The following is a 16,887-nucleotide window of genomic DNA, read 5'->3' on the forward strand; positions in this document are numbered from 1 at the left end:
GCCTTTTAAATAGGACTGCCGGTTAACTAATTCTGATTGAGTGTAGGGTGTGTGGCTCACGCACCCTACTCAGTTATTCAGAGAAATTGAGGCGGCATGATATCAGAATAGAGGAATAGTTTTTGAGCGATAAAAAGGAGCCGGCTGGAGCCATTTAACTACCCATCCTTTCCAAATTCGGTGAATCAATATGAAATTACGTCAGCTCGCCTTGAGTGTACACCGCTATTTAGGAATATTAGTCGGACTAATACTGGTTCTAATTGGCTTAACCGGCAGCTTTTTAGTTTTCCATAAAGAGATCAATGAATTCCTCAATCCCCACCTCTCTCATGTCATTCCCCAAGGAGAGCGAATATCTGTCCAATCAGTTGTTGATACTGTGCGATCAGCCTATCCCGATTTAACGCTTTCTTTCATTGATCTGCCTAAAAAGATCGATAGCGTTTATAAAGTAGCAATGACATCAAAAAACGATGAATTGCTTTACTTTTACCTCAATCCCTACACTGGAAATATCCTCGGTTCTCAACAGTGGGGACGCACCTTAACCACTTTTATCTATGATCTGCACTACAAACTGCTTGCCGGCGAAACCGGCATGAAAGTTGTTGGCATCTGCGGCATATTGTTGCTACTGCTCAGCATCACCGGCATCATTTTATGGCCAGGTTGGAAAAAATTAATTTCAGGCTTTAAAATTCGCTGGAATTCCCCAAGCCGACTCATTAATTACGACCTTCACAAAGTCGGGGGAATCTTCTCAGCCATCTTTCTAATAATCATCGCCTTCACCGGCACCGCCATAATTTTTTACACTGAATTTGAAAACACCGTTTACTCAATAACTCAAACATCCCATCCGCCGGAACTCACATCAAAAGTTGTAAAAAACAAGCCGGTGATGTCAATAGATGCCATTTTAAAAAAAGCCGATGCAGCTTTACCAGGGGCAAAAACAACCTTTGTTTCCCTTCCAAACCAACCCGAAAAAATTATCCAAGTTAGAAAGAAATTCCCCCAAGAAATCACCCCAAATGGAAATAGTAGAATCTATCTTGACCAGTACAGTGGCCAAGTTTTACGCATAGAAAACGCCTTAAAAGCCCCTTTAGCCAACAGAATTATAAACTTACAATTTCCCCTCCACATCGGCAACTATGGAGGCATAGGAACCCGAATCATTCATGTATTCATAGGTCTTTCCCCCGCCTTCCTATTTTTTACAGGTCTCGTATTGTGGCGACAACGCCAGTGGGCCAAAGCACGAAAAGAAGAAGCCATCCGCCGCAGCCTAGGCATCCCAACTTACGAACAAGAACCCCTTCGGCTAACCGAATGGCCCTGGTTTTAAATAACCAAAATAAGATATTAAAATAAGCAGTTAATCCTTACAAAAACTTATAACACTTCCCCCTAGTTCATCTCATCTGCGTTAATCTGCGTCCATCTGCGGTTAAAAATATATACCTATCGTGCGAACATTCCTAACCATTTGGAGCGGTCAAACAGCCTCACTCATTGGCAGTAAAATGTCCAGATTTTCCCTCACAATATGGATGTGGGAAATTACAGAACAAACAACAGCATTAGCATTATTCGCCTTCTTCACTCAAATCCCACGAATCTTAATTGCACCCTTCGCCGGCATCATCGTAGATCGCTACAATCGGAAACTTCTAATGATAGCCGGCGATACCGTTGCCGGCATATCAACCATCGCCATCTTATTCCTTTATCTCACCCACAATCTGCAAATCTGGCACCTATATGTAGTCGGCTCAATCACCGGCACCTTCGAGCAAATTCAAGAACTTGCCTACTCAGCAACAATATCAATGATGGTGCCCCAAAAGCAGTACAGCCGCGCCAGCAGTATCGGCTTTTTAGCAAATTATAGCTCTAATATCATGGCACCGGCACTCGCAGGTTCTCTCTACTATCTCATTAGCCTCGCCGGCATCTTAACTATCGACCTCATCACCTTTGTACTCGCCGTCACCACAGTCCTCTTCGTACAAATCCCGCAACCAAAAATCACGGAAACAGCACAACAAAGCCGGCCAAATATCCTCCACGAAATCAGTTTCGGCTTCCGCTACATCGCCAAACGCCCCAGCTTACTAGCGTTGCTGCTATCAGCTTCCCTGTTTTGGTTCGCCCACGATATCGGCGCAGCACTTTATTCACCCATGATTTTAGCCCGCACCGGCAACGATGCCAGAGTCTTGGGAACCGTCGCCTCAGCAGCCGGTATTGGTGGCGTACTGGGGGCGCTGATCATCACCGGCTGGGGTGGCCCAAAGCGCCGAATCAACGGTTTTCTGCTGGGAATGGTGGGTGCCGGCGCGAGTAAAATCGTGTTTGGCTTCGGTCAAATGCTATTCATTTGGATTCCAGCACAATTTTGTTCATCGCTCAATTTTCCACTGCTGGGCAGTTCTTATGATGGGATTTGGTTGGCCAAGGTTAAACCGGCAGTGCAAGGGCGCGTATTCGCCACTCGTTCAATGCTGATGATGATCATGTCAGCACTCGGTTACTTAATAGCTGGGCCACTTGCGGATTATGTATTTGAGCCGGCAATGAAGCCAGAAGGTTCGCTGGTACCCATTTTTGGGGGAATATTTGGGACGGGTAACGGTGCCGGTGTGGCGCTACTGTACGTTATTAGCTCAATCTGTTTATTGCTTGTTGGGTTAAGTGGGTATGCTTGCCGCCGGTTGCGCGATGTGGAACGCCTTGTGCCGGATCGGGATGAGAATTTTTAACCGCAGATAAACGCAGATAAATTAGCAATTATTGGTGTTTATCTGCGGGTTTTAAAACTGTTGCCGAGAAGCTAAATGCGCTTCAATTTCCGGGCGAGATCGCCATACTGGCCTTAATTGTTTGCCGGCAAATAACTTTAACTGATCGCCACGATGCGGCGAATTGGGTTGCGTTGCATTGCCATAACTGGTCAGTGCCATTGCTTTTACCGGCTGAGAAAATTCAATCACGGCAACATAAGAATCTCCCCCAACTGCTTCAAAATGACCGTCTTTTGTGGGAGATAATTCAAGCGCACGAAATGCACCCAGAAAATCTTCAGCACCATTTGCCGGCAAATTAACATCCCCCGAATCAAGCCGGTTTACCTCGCCCCACGCGATATCTAGTGCGCCATAAGTCGCCTCAACTTTGGCTGCAACTGCTTCTAATGTCGCAACCGCGTCGGCAGGATCTGCCAAACCATCGGGCGTTGTCAGGGGAGATTTTTCACTCCAAGGTTTCGCAAACAAGTTATCAGAATCCATTGCATCAGCCCAGAATGCAAAAAGCACGGCACCTCGGCTATCTGCATCTGCGTTGCGATCCCAATTTTGCAAGACATCAGCTGCCCGACGCGCCAATTCACTACCCTGACGGGCTGCAGGAATTAAATCGTCTAGCAAACGATCAGCCAATTCCATGCGCGTTGAGTGCTTATATTTAACCACTTCATCAAACGAGAGTTTGTCATCTTCAAGCAGCATCTTAGCCGAACGTTGGGGCCGCAAATTCATCGGGCCACGCGGTGCCATATAAGAGGGATAATTATCTGGCTCGATTGCCGGTGGAAATGTTGTTGTCCAGGGCGAATCGTTAGCATTTTGCAACCAGCCGGTGGGTGGATCGATCACACGAGGTAAGTCTTCGTAAGGGTGATTTTTTGACCATAAATTCCCAGAACTATCGCCTGGGATAATACCTGACCAATCTTCAAAATCTCCTTGAGAACGCACCGGCACCTGACCGTTAAAAAAGTGCATAATATGCCCTTCTCGATCCGCATATATCACCGTGAACATGGGAATTTGCAAGCGTTTAAGAGCGATTTCAAACGCTGTCAAATTGTTCGCCCGTGCCATCTCCCACCACTCTTCTAAAGCTCCCGGCTGATCTAATCCTACAACTCGCAGCGCAATTGCTTTATCATCTTTTTGCGCCACAACCGGCCCGTGAATGGATCGCCGCACGCTCAAAGGTTCTTCACGTAGAGTCCCGTCTGCTTGTTTCACTTTCAAGACTTTGTTTTCTATCTCAAAAGCTCTGGTTTTTCCATCGAAGCGATAACCATCCTTTGCTAATTGCAATTCGTAGGCATCCCAGCCATCATGGGTGTTAACCGTATGAGTCCAACCGAGGTTATTATTAAAAGCAATTTCTAGAACAGGAAATCCTACGAGGGTTGCTCCATAAGCATCAATTCCCGGGGCATTCAGTTGCGCTTCATACCAAAGAAATAAGTCTGCCCAAGGAAGATGAGGGTTGGCAACTAACATGGCATTTCCACTTTCTGAATGTGAAGGTGCAATCGCCCAACCATTAGAACCGGCAGGATTGGCGTCTTCGTGAATATTGGAAAGACTTTGTGGGTTGACAACAAAGGTGAAATGAACAACACGCTGCAAGTGAGCGAGTAAATCTGCCGGCTCAATGGGCAGCACAATTTCTAATTCGTCGTCAATTTCATCACGATGTTGTTTAGCATAAGCGTTGATGCCGGCGGCAAAGGCATTAAGGTTAGTTTGAAACTCTGGACTTTGGGCTTTATACCATTCGCTGGCGCGTTGGGGAATTCCCATTGTGTGTACCCATTGATCGGATTCTAAATAATCTTCCCCCCAGTATTCTGCTGCCCGTCCCCGCGCTTGAGCATACAAACGTAAAATCAGATTGCCGTGACTTTGCATCTGCGCCCAACCAAAGGCGTGAAACAAACTTTTTGCATCTTGTGAAAAAATATGAGGAACGCCATAGGTATCCCACAAAATTTCGTTGCTTTGTGAGCCGGCAGATGGGCTGTAGATGCCTAGAAGCAAAGTTATGGCAAAACTGGCAATTAATAGAGTGATTCGTAACAATCGCCCTTTAAGACGAGCTGAAAGCGGGAGATTTAAGAACATATTTAGAAGGTAGAGCCTGAACAAGGAATAATTTATCCGTTTATTCGGTTTTTGTTAAGCGTGATCCCACTTTTACCTCAGAAAAATTAAGATTTATGTTTTTATATTTAAATTTATCTAAAAGTAAATATATTTTTAAATTAGGGCATTCTATAGAAAGGTAAGTAGTAAGCAAAATTAAACATGACTCCAGAAGAGGGGCATCGGGCATAGAACAAGGAGGGATAATCACTACAAAGGGCCAAGATCAAAAGGTGTTACGTTTATTTATGTATCGCTACTTTATCATTCTGGAACAGTATTTTTCCGTTTGAGCCGACAGTGTTAAACACTCGTCACGAGAGTTTTAGAAACCTCAATTTGACAAGCTATTGCGAAGGTTTTCGAGTTTTTAGTTAGGGTGGCACTATTTTTATCTTATTTTGTGATTTAGGAACTACAAAATAAGTGGTTTCTAAAAAATCATCAATTTACTTTTTTTGTTTCATTCAATTCATCAGCAACATATTTATTTAGCAAAAATGAACATTACTTTAACAGGCTATCAACTTAAAGCTTTACCCCTTCATGAAGGCGAAAAAACGATGATCTTTCGGGGTATAAAGCAATTAGATCAAACCTCAGTCATCGTTAAAATACTTAAAGCCCAGTATCCAACCCTGGAAGAAATTACTCAATTAAGACACGAATACAAAATTTCCCAAAGTCTAAATAAGGAGGAAATTGTTAGACCGATTGCTTTAGAAAATTATAATAACGGTCTGGCATTAATTTTGGAGGATTTTGGGGGAGAATCTCTTAAAGAATTTATCAGCCATGAAAAAATTGATTTAGCGCAGTTTCTTTTGATTGCCATTCAGCTAGCATCTGCTCTCGCGGCTTTGCATCAAAACCAGATAATTCATAAAGATATTAAACCTCACAACATTATCATCAATCCAAAAACTAAAAAGGTTAAAATCACCGACTTTAGCATTTCTTCGCGCCTGTCAAGAGAAACCCAAAACCTGAGCAATCCCAATTTGATAGAAGGCACACTCGCCTATATGTCACCGGAACAAACCGGCAGGATGAATCGCTCGATTGATTACCGCACCGATTTCTACTCTTTAGGCGTCACTTTTTATGAGATGTTAACAGGTTCGCTTCCCTTCCCCTCCACCGATCCGCTAGAACTCGTTCACTGCCATATTGCTAAACAGCCGATTCCTCTTCATGCTGTAGAAACGCTTGATGAAACGCCGACTTTTCCGGAAATTTTCGGGGCAGTTTCTGATATCGTGATGAAACTTTTAGCTAAAAATGCAGAAGACCGATATCAAAGCGCTCAGGGGCTAAAGGTAGATTTAGAAGAGTGCCTGATTCATCTGCAAAAGACAGGGAAAATTCAAAATTTTACTCCAGGTAAACGGGATAAGTCTGGAAAATTTTACATCCCTCAAAAATTGTACGGGCGCGAAGCAGAAGTCGTGACCTTGATGGATGCTTTTGATCGAATTTCTGGAAAGCAAGCTAACAAAAACTCGAAAGAGGAATTGGGCGATCTCCGTTCGGAGATGATGTTAGTTTCTGGTTACTCAGGCATCGGTAAATCTTGTTTAGTTCAAGAAGTGCATAAACCGATTCTTGCAGCGCGTGGGTATTTTATTGCCGGCAAGTTCGATCAGTTTAAACGAAATATTCCTTATGCGGCTTTAATTCAAGCTTTCGCCGAATTAATTCGACAGCTTTTAACAGAAAGTTCTGATCGCATCTCTATTTGGAAAGAAAAGCTGGAAAATGCTTTGGGTGCAAATGGTCAAGTAATTGTTGATGTGATTCCCGAAGTTGAATTGATCGTAGGACATCAGCCGGCTGTCCCTCAAATGGGTCCTGCTGAATCCCAAAATCGCTTTAATCGGGTGTTTAAACAGTTCATTCATGTCTTTACCCGAAAAGAACACCCGCTTGTCTTGTTCCTGGATGACTTGCAGTGGGCAGATAGCGCTTCCTTAAAGTTAATTCATCTGCTAATTGCTGATCCTGACAGCCAATACCTGCTGATGATTGGGGCATATCGGGATAATGAAGTCAGCTCAACTCATCCGTTAATATTGACTTTAGATGAGATTAAATCTGGCGGAGCAATTGTGAATAATATCACGCTCCAGCCTTTAGCGTTCCCTCATGTTCAGGAATTAGTTGCCGATACCCTCCACGAAAAAGAAAGATCGAAAGAACTTGCTGAGCTAGTTTTTAATAAAACCGGCGGTAATCCCTTCTTCTTGACTCAATTACTGCAAACGTTTCATGCTGAGAAGCTTGTACATTTTGATTTCTTTGAAGGTCGCTGGTTGTGGAATATTGAGCAAATTCAAGCTATTGGGATTACCGATTACAATATTGTCGAACTGGTTGCCAGAAACATTCAAAAGCTGCCGGAAAAAACTCAGCATCTTTTAAAACTAGCCGCCTGTATTGGCAACTCTTTTAGCCTAGATGTGCTTGCCATTGTCAACGAGCAATCGGTGTTAACCACTGCCGATGAGCTATGGGATGCACTGCAAGCCGGCTTAATTTTGCCGCTGAGCAACGCCTACAAAATTCCCCTATTTTTTGACGAAACTCACCGGGGTGCTTTAGTTTTTGAAGACATCCGAGTTAGCTACAAATTTTTGCATGATCGGGTGCAACAAGCTGCCTACTCTTTAATTGCAGAAGACCAGAAAAAAGCCACGCATTTAAAAATTGGCCAACTGCTGTTGCAGAAAACAGCAAAATTTTCTCTGGAAGAAAATATCTTTGATATTGTTAATCAGCTCAATATCGGTTTGGAACTGATTACCAGTGAAACGGAAAAAGAGCAACTTGCTAACTTAAATCTGATTGCCGGCACAAAAGCGAAAGCAGCGGCAGCTTATGAAGCGGCTGTTAGGTATTTAACTGTGGGATTAAAACTGTTGCCGGCAAACAGTTGGCAGGATCACTATGATCTGGCGTTGTCCCTGCATTTAGAAGCCGTAGAAGCGGAATATTTAAACATCAACTTTAATAAGGCAGCCACTTTGGTTGCAGTTGCCGGCGAACAAGTGACCTCTCTACTTGATAAGGTCAAAGTGTATGAACTGCAAATGCAGGTTTATATCGCTCAACTAGAGATGATCAAAGCCGTTGATACCGGCTTGCAAGTTTTGGAAAGCTTGGGCGTTTATCTCCTAACACTCAGCAGCGAAGACAGTTTAGTGGTTGAGTTGCCCGAACTTGCGGAATTAGAAAACATTCCCGCCATGACTGATCCGCATAAGCTGGCGGCTATGCGGATTTTAAAACTCCTGTGTACGCCGGTTTTTCAGGCAAAACCTGAGATTTTTCTGCAAGTCATCTTAACGATGATCAATCTTTGTATTGAACACGGAAATTCAGCACTTTCAGCGTTTGCCTATGGTTTTTATGGCTTGTTGCTGTCTGGACTCGGAAAACTGGATGCAGGATATCAAGCCGGCTTGATTGCTTTGCAACTACTAGAGCAATTCGACGCCAAAGAACTCAAGGCTAAAGTTTACAACCTATTTAATGCCAATATTAGAAGCTGGACAGAACACGCAAAAAACAGTGTAGCTTCCTTCCAAGAAGGCGTTCAAAGCGGACTGGAAACTGGAGATATCGAATGGGGCGGATATTGTATTGGTAACTATTGCGGGTACTTATTCTTCACTGAAAAAAGCTTAGAGTCTGCCGTACGACAACAAGCGCCTTACATTGATTTGGCCATAAAAATTAAGCAAGAAATTCCCATTCACTTTTCGAGTGTGTGGCGACAATTAGGGCTAAACTTTCAAGGCAGAGCAGCCGATAAATATTTGTTAATTGGCGAAAGTTTTGATGAAGCTCAAATGTTACCCCGTTTAATTGAAGCGAAAACCGGAACTGTTTTATTTGTGTTTTATGTTGCTAAAACGATTCTTTTATATCAGTTTAGAGATTTTGAAGCTGCCATAAAATCAGCATCCTTGGCGGCTGAACAAGCCGGCTCTGCATTTGGTTTTATGCAGGTTGCCGTCCTTAACTGCTACCACTCTCTGGCGCTCCTCGCTCATTATCCCCAAGCCAACCCCAGCGAACAGCAACAATTCGTAGAGCAAGTAGAAACCAACCAAAAACAGATGAAAATCTGGGCGCAGCACGCTCCCGCCAACTTCCAACACAAGTACGATCTAGTAGAAGCAGAAAAAGCACGGGTTTTAGGCGAATCTTTAAGGGCGATGGAATTTTATGACAGCTCCATAAAAGCAGCCAAAAACCAAGGCTATGTTCAAGAAGAAGCGATGGCAAATGAACTGGCGGCGCAGTTTTATTTTGAGTGTGATAAAGAAAAGATCGCTCAAGCTTATTTAACTGAAGCTTACTACTGCTATATTCGCTGGGGAGCTGTAGCAAAAGCAAAAGATTTGGCTTCAAGATATCCAGGTTTCTTCGCTCGCCTACTTGCTAGAGTAACTAACAATCTTGAAGTGACGCGGACGACAACCTCGACAACGGGAACAGTTTCAGCAGCATTAGATTTGGCAGCGGTGATGAAAGCTTCGCTTGCTATTTCTTCGGAAATTGTTCTTGACCGGCTGCTCGAAAAGTTAATGCACATTGTGGTTGAGAATGCCGGTGCGCGAAAAGGATTTCTCCTGCTTAAAGAAGCAGAAAAATTGGTGGTGGTTGCAGAAAAAAATGTGGCCAACCACACTTGTTCCGTGCTGCACGCGATTCCCATAGAAGCGGTTGAAGATTTGCCCCTTTCGATGATTAATTATATCGAAAGAACCCAAAAAACAGTGGTTGTAGATGCAGCGACAACCGAAAGTTTATTTATAACCGATCCCTACATTTTGAAAAACCAACCTAAGTCTATCTTAGGGTTGCCCATTCTTCATCAAGGAAAGTTAACCGGCATTCTTTATTTGGAGAATGACTTGACGGCGGGAACCTTTACCCCAGAACGCTTAGAAGTTCTGAAAGTTTTGACTTCTCAAGTTGCGATTTCGATTGAAAATGCTCATCTATACACAAATTTACAAGTGTATTCCCAAGAGCTAGAAGTCAAAAATACTGCCTTGAGTGAAAAAACCCAAGAACTTCAACAAGCGTTTCACAAGCTGCAACAAACTCAAAGTCAACTGGTTCAAACCGAAAAAATCTCAAGTTTGGGGCAACTGGTTGCAGGAATCGCGCATGAAGTGAATAACCCCGTTAGCTTCATCACCGGCAACCTGCATCACGCTAGCAGTTATGTACAGGATTTGCTCAAATTCCTGAATTTATACCAGGAACACTTCCCGAATCCCCCGGCTGAAATTCAAGAGGAAGCAGAAGCGCTAGATATTGATTACTTAATTGAAGATTTGCCTAAAATGCTTTCTTCGATGCAGGTAGGAACTGATCGCATTCGAGAAATCATGCAGTCGTTACGCAATTTCTCACGAGTGGATGAGCAAGCGAAAAAGCCGGCAGACATTCATCAGGGTATTGACAGCACACTGATGATTCTGCAACATCGCCTGAAAGCAAAAGCAGAACGTCCGGCAATTCTTCTGGTGAAAGAATATGGGGATGTGCCTCAGATAGAATGTTATGCCGGCCAGCTTAACCAAGTGTTTATGAACATTTTGGCAAACGCAATTGATGCTTTAGATGAGAGCAACCGGCATCGTTCTTACAAGGAAATTGAACAAAATCCCAATCGCATCAAAATTCGCACAGAACTCAGCGCCGGCTGGCTGGTGATTCGGATTTCTGATAATGGGCCAGGGATGCCTGAAGACGCTAAGCAACGTCTGTTTGATCCTTTCTTCACGACAAAGCCGGTGGGTAAAGGCACTGGATTAGGATTATCGATTAGTTACCAAATTGTGGTTGAAAAACACGGAGGAAAATTGAGCTGTGTCTCAGCACCCGGAGAGGGAACAGAGTTTATTCTTGAGGTGCCGGCTGTTTATTCAAGTGATGCCGATTAAACGCTGCAAACTTTTTGCTTTGCTGCTCATAAAATTGGGGCAACCTGAATTAGATTGCCCCAATTTACTCACTTTATGAAGAAAGCAGATATAACGGTTCTCAATTTGATGCAAGGCTGGGAGAAGGCAGAAAGACCTTGGGGGGCTTCCCCCCAAACCCCCCATTGGGTGACGGTTGCGTCCCCCAAACCCCCTCCAAAAGGGTTGATTTGCTGAGCGTCAAAACCCTAGAACTTGTCAGGATTTACTCAATATTTCTTCCCCTGAATCTAATCGAGGTTGAAATAGATCCGTCTTTCATCTGCGTTTATCTGCGTTTATCTGCGTTTAAAAATCCCCATCAAGCGTCACCTAACACCCAATTCACAAGCGTGCGGACTGGGAAGCCGGTGGCTCCGACACTGTTATAACCGCTTTCTTTATCCGTCCAAACAGGACCCGCAATATCTAGGTGAACCCAAGGCGTTTCTTTAACAAATTGCTTCAGAAACAAAGCAGCCGTAATTGAACCACCGGGACGCGGGCCGGTATTTTTCATATCCGCGAGCGGAGATTTTAAGCCTTCAAAATATTTCTCTTCCAAAGGCATCCGCCAGAATTTTTCACCGGCCATTTCCGATGCTTTTAGCAGTTGATTTGCCACGGTATCATCAGGACTCCATAAGCCGGCAATATCATCGCCCAATGCGATAATGCACGCGCCGGTTAGGGTTGCCAAATCTACAATTGCGTCAACTCCCAGTTTTTCAGCAAACACTAAGGCATCTGCCAGGGTCAAACGCCCCTCAGCATCCGTGTTGTTAATTTCAATTGTTTTGCCGTTTGAAGCCGTGAGGATGTCGCCAGGGCGCATGGCGTGACCGCTAATCATATTTTCAGTTACGGCTGAGATGAAGTGAACTTCCACATCTGGCTTCAGCAGTGCGATCGCTTTAGCTGCACCCAGAGTAGCACCGGCACCCGCCATGTCTACTTTCATCATCTCCACACCGCTGCCGGCGACTTTGATGTTCAAACCGCCAGAGTCAAAGGTCAAACCCTTGCCCACAATTGCCAGTTTGCGGCGTGGTGTCCCTTCTGGTTTGTAGGTGAGGTGGAGGAACTTGGGCGGCAGATCGGAGGCTAGAGCAACGCCTAAAAAGGCTCCCATGCCGAGTTCTTCACAGGCTTCTCGTTCAAGGATTTCAATCTCTAAGCCATGTTCAGAGGCAATTGCTTGGGCGGCTTCTGCCATTGTTACTGGCGTTACCGAATTCGCCGGCGCTGCAACGAGTTGGCGTGCGAGCATCACACCGGCACAAATTTGCTGAGCACGGGTGATGGAGGCTTCTGTGCCGGCTAAGCCCAGCAAATCAATCTGTTCTAGTTTTAGCCCTTTATTTTCAGTCTCAGATTTGAAGCGATTATCCTGATATAGAGCCAGTTCTACGCCTTCCACAATCGCCTCTGCTGTGGCATCCGGTGCCTCATGCCACACCGGCAACGCTAACGCCAGAGTTTTGCACTTTTCTTTATTTGCCAATCGCGCGGCGGCAGCGGCAGCCCGACGCCAGCTGTCTAATTTCAGGGCGTCTGCTTTGCCCAAACCGACTACAATGATTTTGCGAATGGGGCTGCCGGTGCCCACGCGAGTCACGGCGCTGCTGCCGTCTTTTCCCTTAAATTCGCTTTCTTCAATCAGTTCTTTCAAGGTGCCGGCTAGCTTTTCATCGAGTTGCGCCAAATTGCCGGTTAATTCGACGGCGTCCTCAAACAATCCGATCGCTAGGGCATCCCCTGACCAATCCAAGAAGCTAAGTTCAATCGCTCGAAAATCCATTCTGCGTTCTACCTTTTGATTACTTATACCATTACTACTATGGCAAAACTTCTTCAATTTTATAATTAAAACGTCCGGGCTGTTTAAGCCGACTCGGCCAAAGTCACTGTGCCGAAATCTCTGGCCGCTCCTGCGGGTTAGCCTGCATAATGGTTATGAAACTGTTGCTTTTACATTCTTTTATACCAAGTCTATTTTAACTTGTAAATATTGAATTTTTTTGATTTAAAAAAGGTTATTGTAAAAAAGCCTTATGGCAAAACTATTATCTATTTTTTAGCAGAAGTAGACGAATTGAGTTGAAATTTTAATCTTTTAATTTGAATTTAATATATTATCAATAATCTGATATTTGTCAAAAATTGAGTGTATTCTTCAGGCTGGTTAGCGAAATAAAATTGCATTGGGAAGCCGAATTCGCTGATATTTCGATTTTGCCTGACTCGGAGGGTTAGCGAATGTGGATTAACGATGACATCAATAAAATCCTGAATCTCAGTTCTCGCGCCATCTCCAATGAGTTTAACCGGCAGTTAAGGTGTTGTGGTTGACAAACCTGAGATAACTTCTGGGCCAACTAAACGTTTGCATTTGTTTATGATTTGAGTCACTATTTATAAAAATAAAAGTTAATATGTCAGGAGCCAGCGCTTAGCTCATCAAAGTGAGAGTCAAAAGTCAGGAGTCGCAGGGGCGATTGCCCAAAAAGCCCGCTCAGGCTTCGCCCGGATAGGAGTGAAGTCCCAACTCAAAACTCTTGCAGGCTCAAACCTCAAAACTCAAAACTCTTGAAGGCTTAACCTCATCCATGTTCAAGCAACGACGCAAACCCAATGTTTCTGTGGCGATCGGGACAGGAATCTGTGTTCTGGTACTCGGAATTAGCTTGCCAGTAATAATATGGAACGGAGTCGGGATGTTCCAAAACCAGCTGAAGCAGGTGGATGTCCAAGACCCGAAATCGGAAGTGTTGCCGCTGGCACTGTTATCACCGGAAAAACGGGCGTCAAAGCTGGAGACGCTGGCGCAGGAGCCAAAATCACAAGATCGCAACCGCGCTCGTTATCTTCTTGCCAGCGATCTGATTGGGCAGCAGCAGGGAGCTGAGGCGCTGAAATGGTTGGAAGATTTGGAGAAAGATTATCCGCTTCTCGCCGGCCATATTGCTGTGCAACGTGCCCGCGCTTATGAAGTCGCTGGGGATGCCGGTAAAGCTGAGGAGGCTTGGAAAGAAGTTCTCAAGCGCTATGGTAAAGATCCGGTGGCGGCTGAAGCTTTGTTTGCCTTGGGCAAAAAGGACAGCAAATATTGGGATCGAGCCATTGAGGAATTTCCTAAACACCCCCGCACAATAGAAATTGCCAGCCTCCGGTTGCAGAAAAATCCTAATCAGCAGGAGATGCTGATGGTACTGGCGAAACACGGCCTTTACCACCGGGATATTATTTCCGTGTTAGACCGGCTCGACAGTAAGTTTGGGGAAAAACTGACGGAAGAAGAGTGGGAAGCCGTTGCTTTCGGTTATTGGGAAAAGCAGGCGTATGGGAAAGCCGGCCCTGCCTATGCTAAAGCCACCCGCACCCCGCGCAACGCATACCGTGCCGGTCGAGGTTTGCAGCTAGGGGAAAAACAAGACTCCGCTGCCAGTGCTTATAAAAAGCTATTGCGAGAATTTCCGGAAGCTGAAGAAACTGCCACAGGACTCCTGCGCTTGCAACAGTTAGTCAGTCCTAAACAGGCAATTGACTATCTTGATGCAGTGGTCAAGCGGTTTCCAGAAAAAGCACCGGACGCTCTATTAGAAAAAGCAAAAGTTCTAGACAGCCGGAAAAATGCCAAAGCAGCGGAAGAAGTGCGTCAAAAACTTCTGAGCGAACACAGCAAATCTAACGCTGCTGCACAGTTGCGCTGGACTCAGGCTCAGCAACGAGCCGGTGTGAGCGATGTGCAAAGAGCTTGGGAATTCGCGCAGCAAATTATTACTGAAAATCCTGACAGTGAGCAAGCACCAGAGGCAGGTTTCTGGGCCGGCAAATGGGCGAAGATTTTAGGAAAAGATGCCGAAGCTAAGCAAGCCTTTGAGTGGGTACTTGCCAAGTCTCCAGAATCTTACTATGCTTGGCGTTCTGCGGTGCTGTTGGGTTGGGATGTGGGCGACTTCACAACCGTGAGAGATCGCACACCGCTGGTACTGCAGCCAGAAGTGTTGCCCAATCTGCCGGCAGGTTCTGATGTGTTAAAAGAACTCTACCAACTCGGTCAAGGCGCAGAAGCTTGGAAACTTTGGCAGGGAGAATTTAAAAAACCGATGGAGCCAACGGTTGCAGAACAGTTTACAGATGGTTTGATGCGGCTGGCAGTTGGCGATAATTTAGAAGCAATTTACATGGTGGCCAGTTTAGATCAGCGAGAGAAACCTGAAGAGAAACTGCAATACCAAACTCTCAAACAAGAACGCGCTTACTGGCACGCTCTTTATCCATTTCCATTTTTGGATAGTATTGTTAACTGGTCTGAAGATCGCAAGCTCAATTCCCTACTTGTAACCAGCTTGATTCGGCAGGAATCGCGTTTTATGCCGGCAATTAAATCGGGTGTTGGTGCAGTTGGGTTAATGCAGGTGATGCCAGAAACCGGCGCTGAAGTCGCTAAAACTTTTGGTGTTAAGCAATACAAACTAGACAATCCAGATGACAACATTCAGCTAGGGACTGGCTATTTAGATTTCACGCACCGCGAATATAAAAATAACTCCTTGTTAGCTGTCGCGAGTTACAATGCCGGCCCTAGTAATGTAGCCGATTGGGTTGCTAAAAATGGTTTCAGCGATCCCGATACCTTTGTAGAAAAAATTCCTTTCGAGGAAACTCAAACCTACGTCAAATCTGTTTTTGGCAATTACTGGAATTACCTAAGACTCTACAATCCAGAACTAAGCCAACGCTTAGCCCAGCACTCAGAATCGATGCAAACTGCATCGAAAAAGGAGTAAATTGTTTGCACAAACCTTAAAAGCAAACACAGATAGGGGTATGTTTACTTGTCTGCCGGTAGACATACCCTATCTGCTTATTAAGCTTATCTGCATTTATCTTTAGCTGATCACTCCCACTAACTCCTTCCATAAGGTTATGAACCGAGTCTTTCGTTGGATCATTGTGGGCTTCATGGTGTCTGGCTGTAGTACAGTTGTCCTATTTCAGACTGTGAAATCCGGCTTAACGATGCCTAAGGCAGAACTTGAATCATCAGTTGCGAGTACAGTTGCCCAAACCATCGATTTCAGCCGGCACTTTCGAGCATTGGGAGTTGAAGGATCGATTCTGATTTATGACTCAACGAACGATGTCACCTATCAACATAACCCCCAGCGCAATGCAACTTCTTTCTTACCGGCCTCGACGTTTAAGATTCTCAATTCTCTGATTTCACTGGAAACCGGCGTTATTTCAGATGAAATATCTGTTCTCACCTGGGACGGTATTCAACGGCAGATTCCTGAATGGAACCGAGACTTAAATATGCGAGAGGCAATCAAACTGTCAGCCGTTTGGTTTTATCAGGTTCTAGCCCGTCGAGTGGGGCACGATCAGATGCAAAAATGGGTAGATCAAGTAGGATACGGCAACCAAAAAATCGGCAGCAAAGCTGATATCGATAAATTTTGGTTAGAGGGAGAACTCCGAATTACACCTGAACAGCAAATTCAATTTCTGCGCCGGCTCTACAAAAATGATTTACCTTTTTCGGAGCGATCTCTGTCTATCGTTAAAGACATTTTAGTGATTGAGAAAACCCCAGATTACACGATTCGAGCAAAAACAGGCTGGGTCGGGTTTGGCAATAAAGACATTCCTCAAATCGGTTGGGTGGTTGGTTACTTAGAGAAAGGCAAGAACGTTTATTTCTTTGCTACCAACATCGATCCTCGCAATGAGGAAGACGGACCGAAGCGAATGGAACTAACGCGCCGCTGCTTCAAAGATTTAGGACTATTGTGAACCCTTAAGCAGCCGAAACAATGCCTCGATTGCTCAATTTATGCAATAAGTCGTCAGCGAATAAATTTAAAAAATAACAATTATCTTTGTGCAATTAATTCAATTTTTATCCAATTCCTCTGCCCTTATACCACTTGCTTAATGTAGTCCTT

7 protein-coding genes are annotated in these 16,887 nt (G+C 44.7%); 5 read left to right on the forward strand and 2 right to left on the reverse strand.

All coding sequences use genetic code 11. From position 1 onward, the window contains the following. The first annotated feature begins 190 nt into the window (after positions 1 to 190). Positions 191 to 1,354 (forward strand): PepSY-associated TM helix domain-containing protein, encoded by a 1,164-nt coding sequence (locus tag H6F56_RS08120; protein WP_190666651.1) that lies wholly within the window; start codon positions 191 to 193, stop codon positions 1,352 to 1,354. 121 nt (positions 1,355 to 1,475) lie between these two features. Further along, positions 1,476 to 2,771, forward strand: coding sequence for an MFS transporter (locus H6F56_RS08125; protein ID WP_190666652.1), 1,296 nt, complete (start codon positions 1,476 to 1,478; stop codon positions 2,769 to 2,771). A 51-nt stretch (positions 2,772 to 2,822) separates the two neighbouring features. On the opposite strand, the gene H6F56_RS08130 is transcribed toward H6F56_RS08125, so the two are convergent. Further along, positions 2,823 to 4,931 (reverse strand): acylase, encoded by a 2,109-nt coding sequence (locus H6F56_RS08130; RefSeq protein WP_190666655.1) that lies wholly within the window; start codon positions 4,929 to 4,931, stop codon positions 2,823 to 2,825. 521 nt (positions 4,932 to 5,452) lie between these two features. On the opposite strand from H6F56_RS08130, the gene H6F56_RS08135 reads away from it, so the two are divergent. Further along, positions 5,453 to 10,915 (forward strand): ATP-binding sensor histidine kinase, encoded by a 5,463-nt coding sequence (locus H6F56_RS08135; protein WP_190666657.1) that lies wholly within the window; start codon positions 5,453 to 5,455, stop codon positions 10,913 to 10,915. Positions 10,916 to 11,255: 340 nt separating this feature from the next. Here H6F56_RS08135 and H6F56_RS08140 read toward each other — a convergent pair whose 3' ends face one another. Next, a complete protein-coding gene (locus H6F56_RS08140; RefSeq protein ID WP_190666659.1) occupies positions 11,256 to 12,734 on the reverse strand; it encodes a leucyl aminopeptidase in 1,479 nt (492 codons plus the stop codon). An 808-nt stretch (positions 12,735 to 13,542) separates the two neighbouring features. On the opposite strand from H6F56_RS08140, the gene H6F56_RS08145 reads away from it, so the two are divergent. After that, the gene (locus H6F56_RS08145) at positions 13,543 to 15,726 is read left to right on the forward strand and encodes a transglycosylase SLT domain-containing protein (RefSeq protein ID WP_190666661.1); all 2,184 of its coding nucleotides are present in this window, start codon (positions 13,543 to 13,545) and stop codon (positions 15,724 to 15,726) included. Between the two features lie 139 nt (positions 15,727 to 15,865). After that, the gene (gene blaOXA, locus H6F56_RS08150) at positions 15,866 to 16,735 is read left to right on the forward strand and encodes a class D beta-lactamase (RefSeq protein WP_190666663.1); all 870 of its coding nucleotides are present in this window, start codon (positions 15,866 to 15,868) and stop codon (positions 16,733 to 16,735) included. Positions 16,736 to 16,887 lie beyond the last annotated feature (152 nt).

Source organism: Microcoleus sp. FACHB-672, from assembly GCF_014695725.1.
Classification (GTDB): Bacteria; Cyanobacteriota; Cyanobacteriia; order Cyanobacteriales; family Oscillatoriaceae; genus FACHB-68.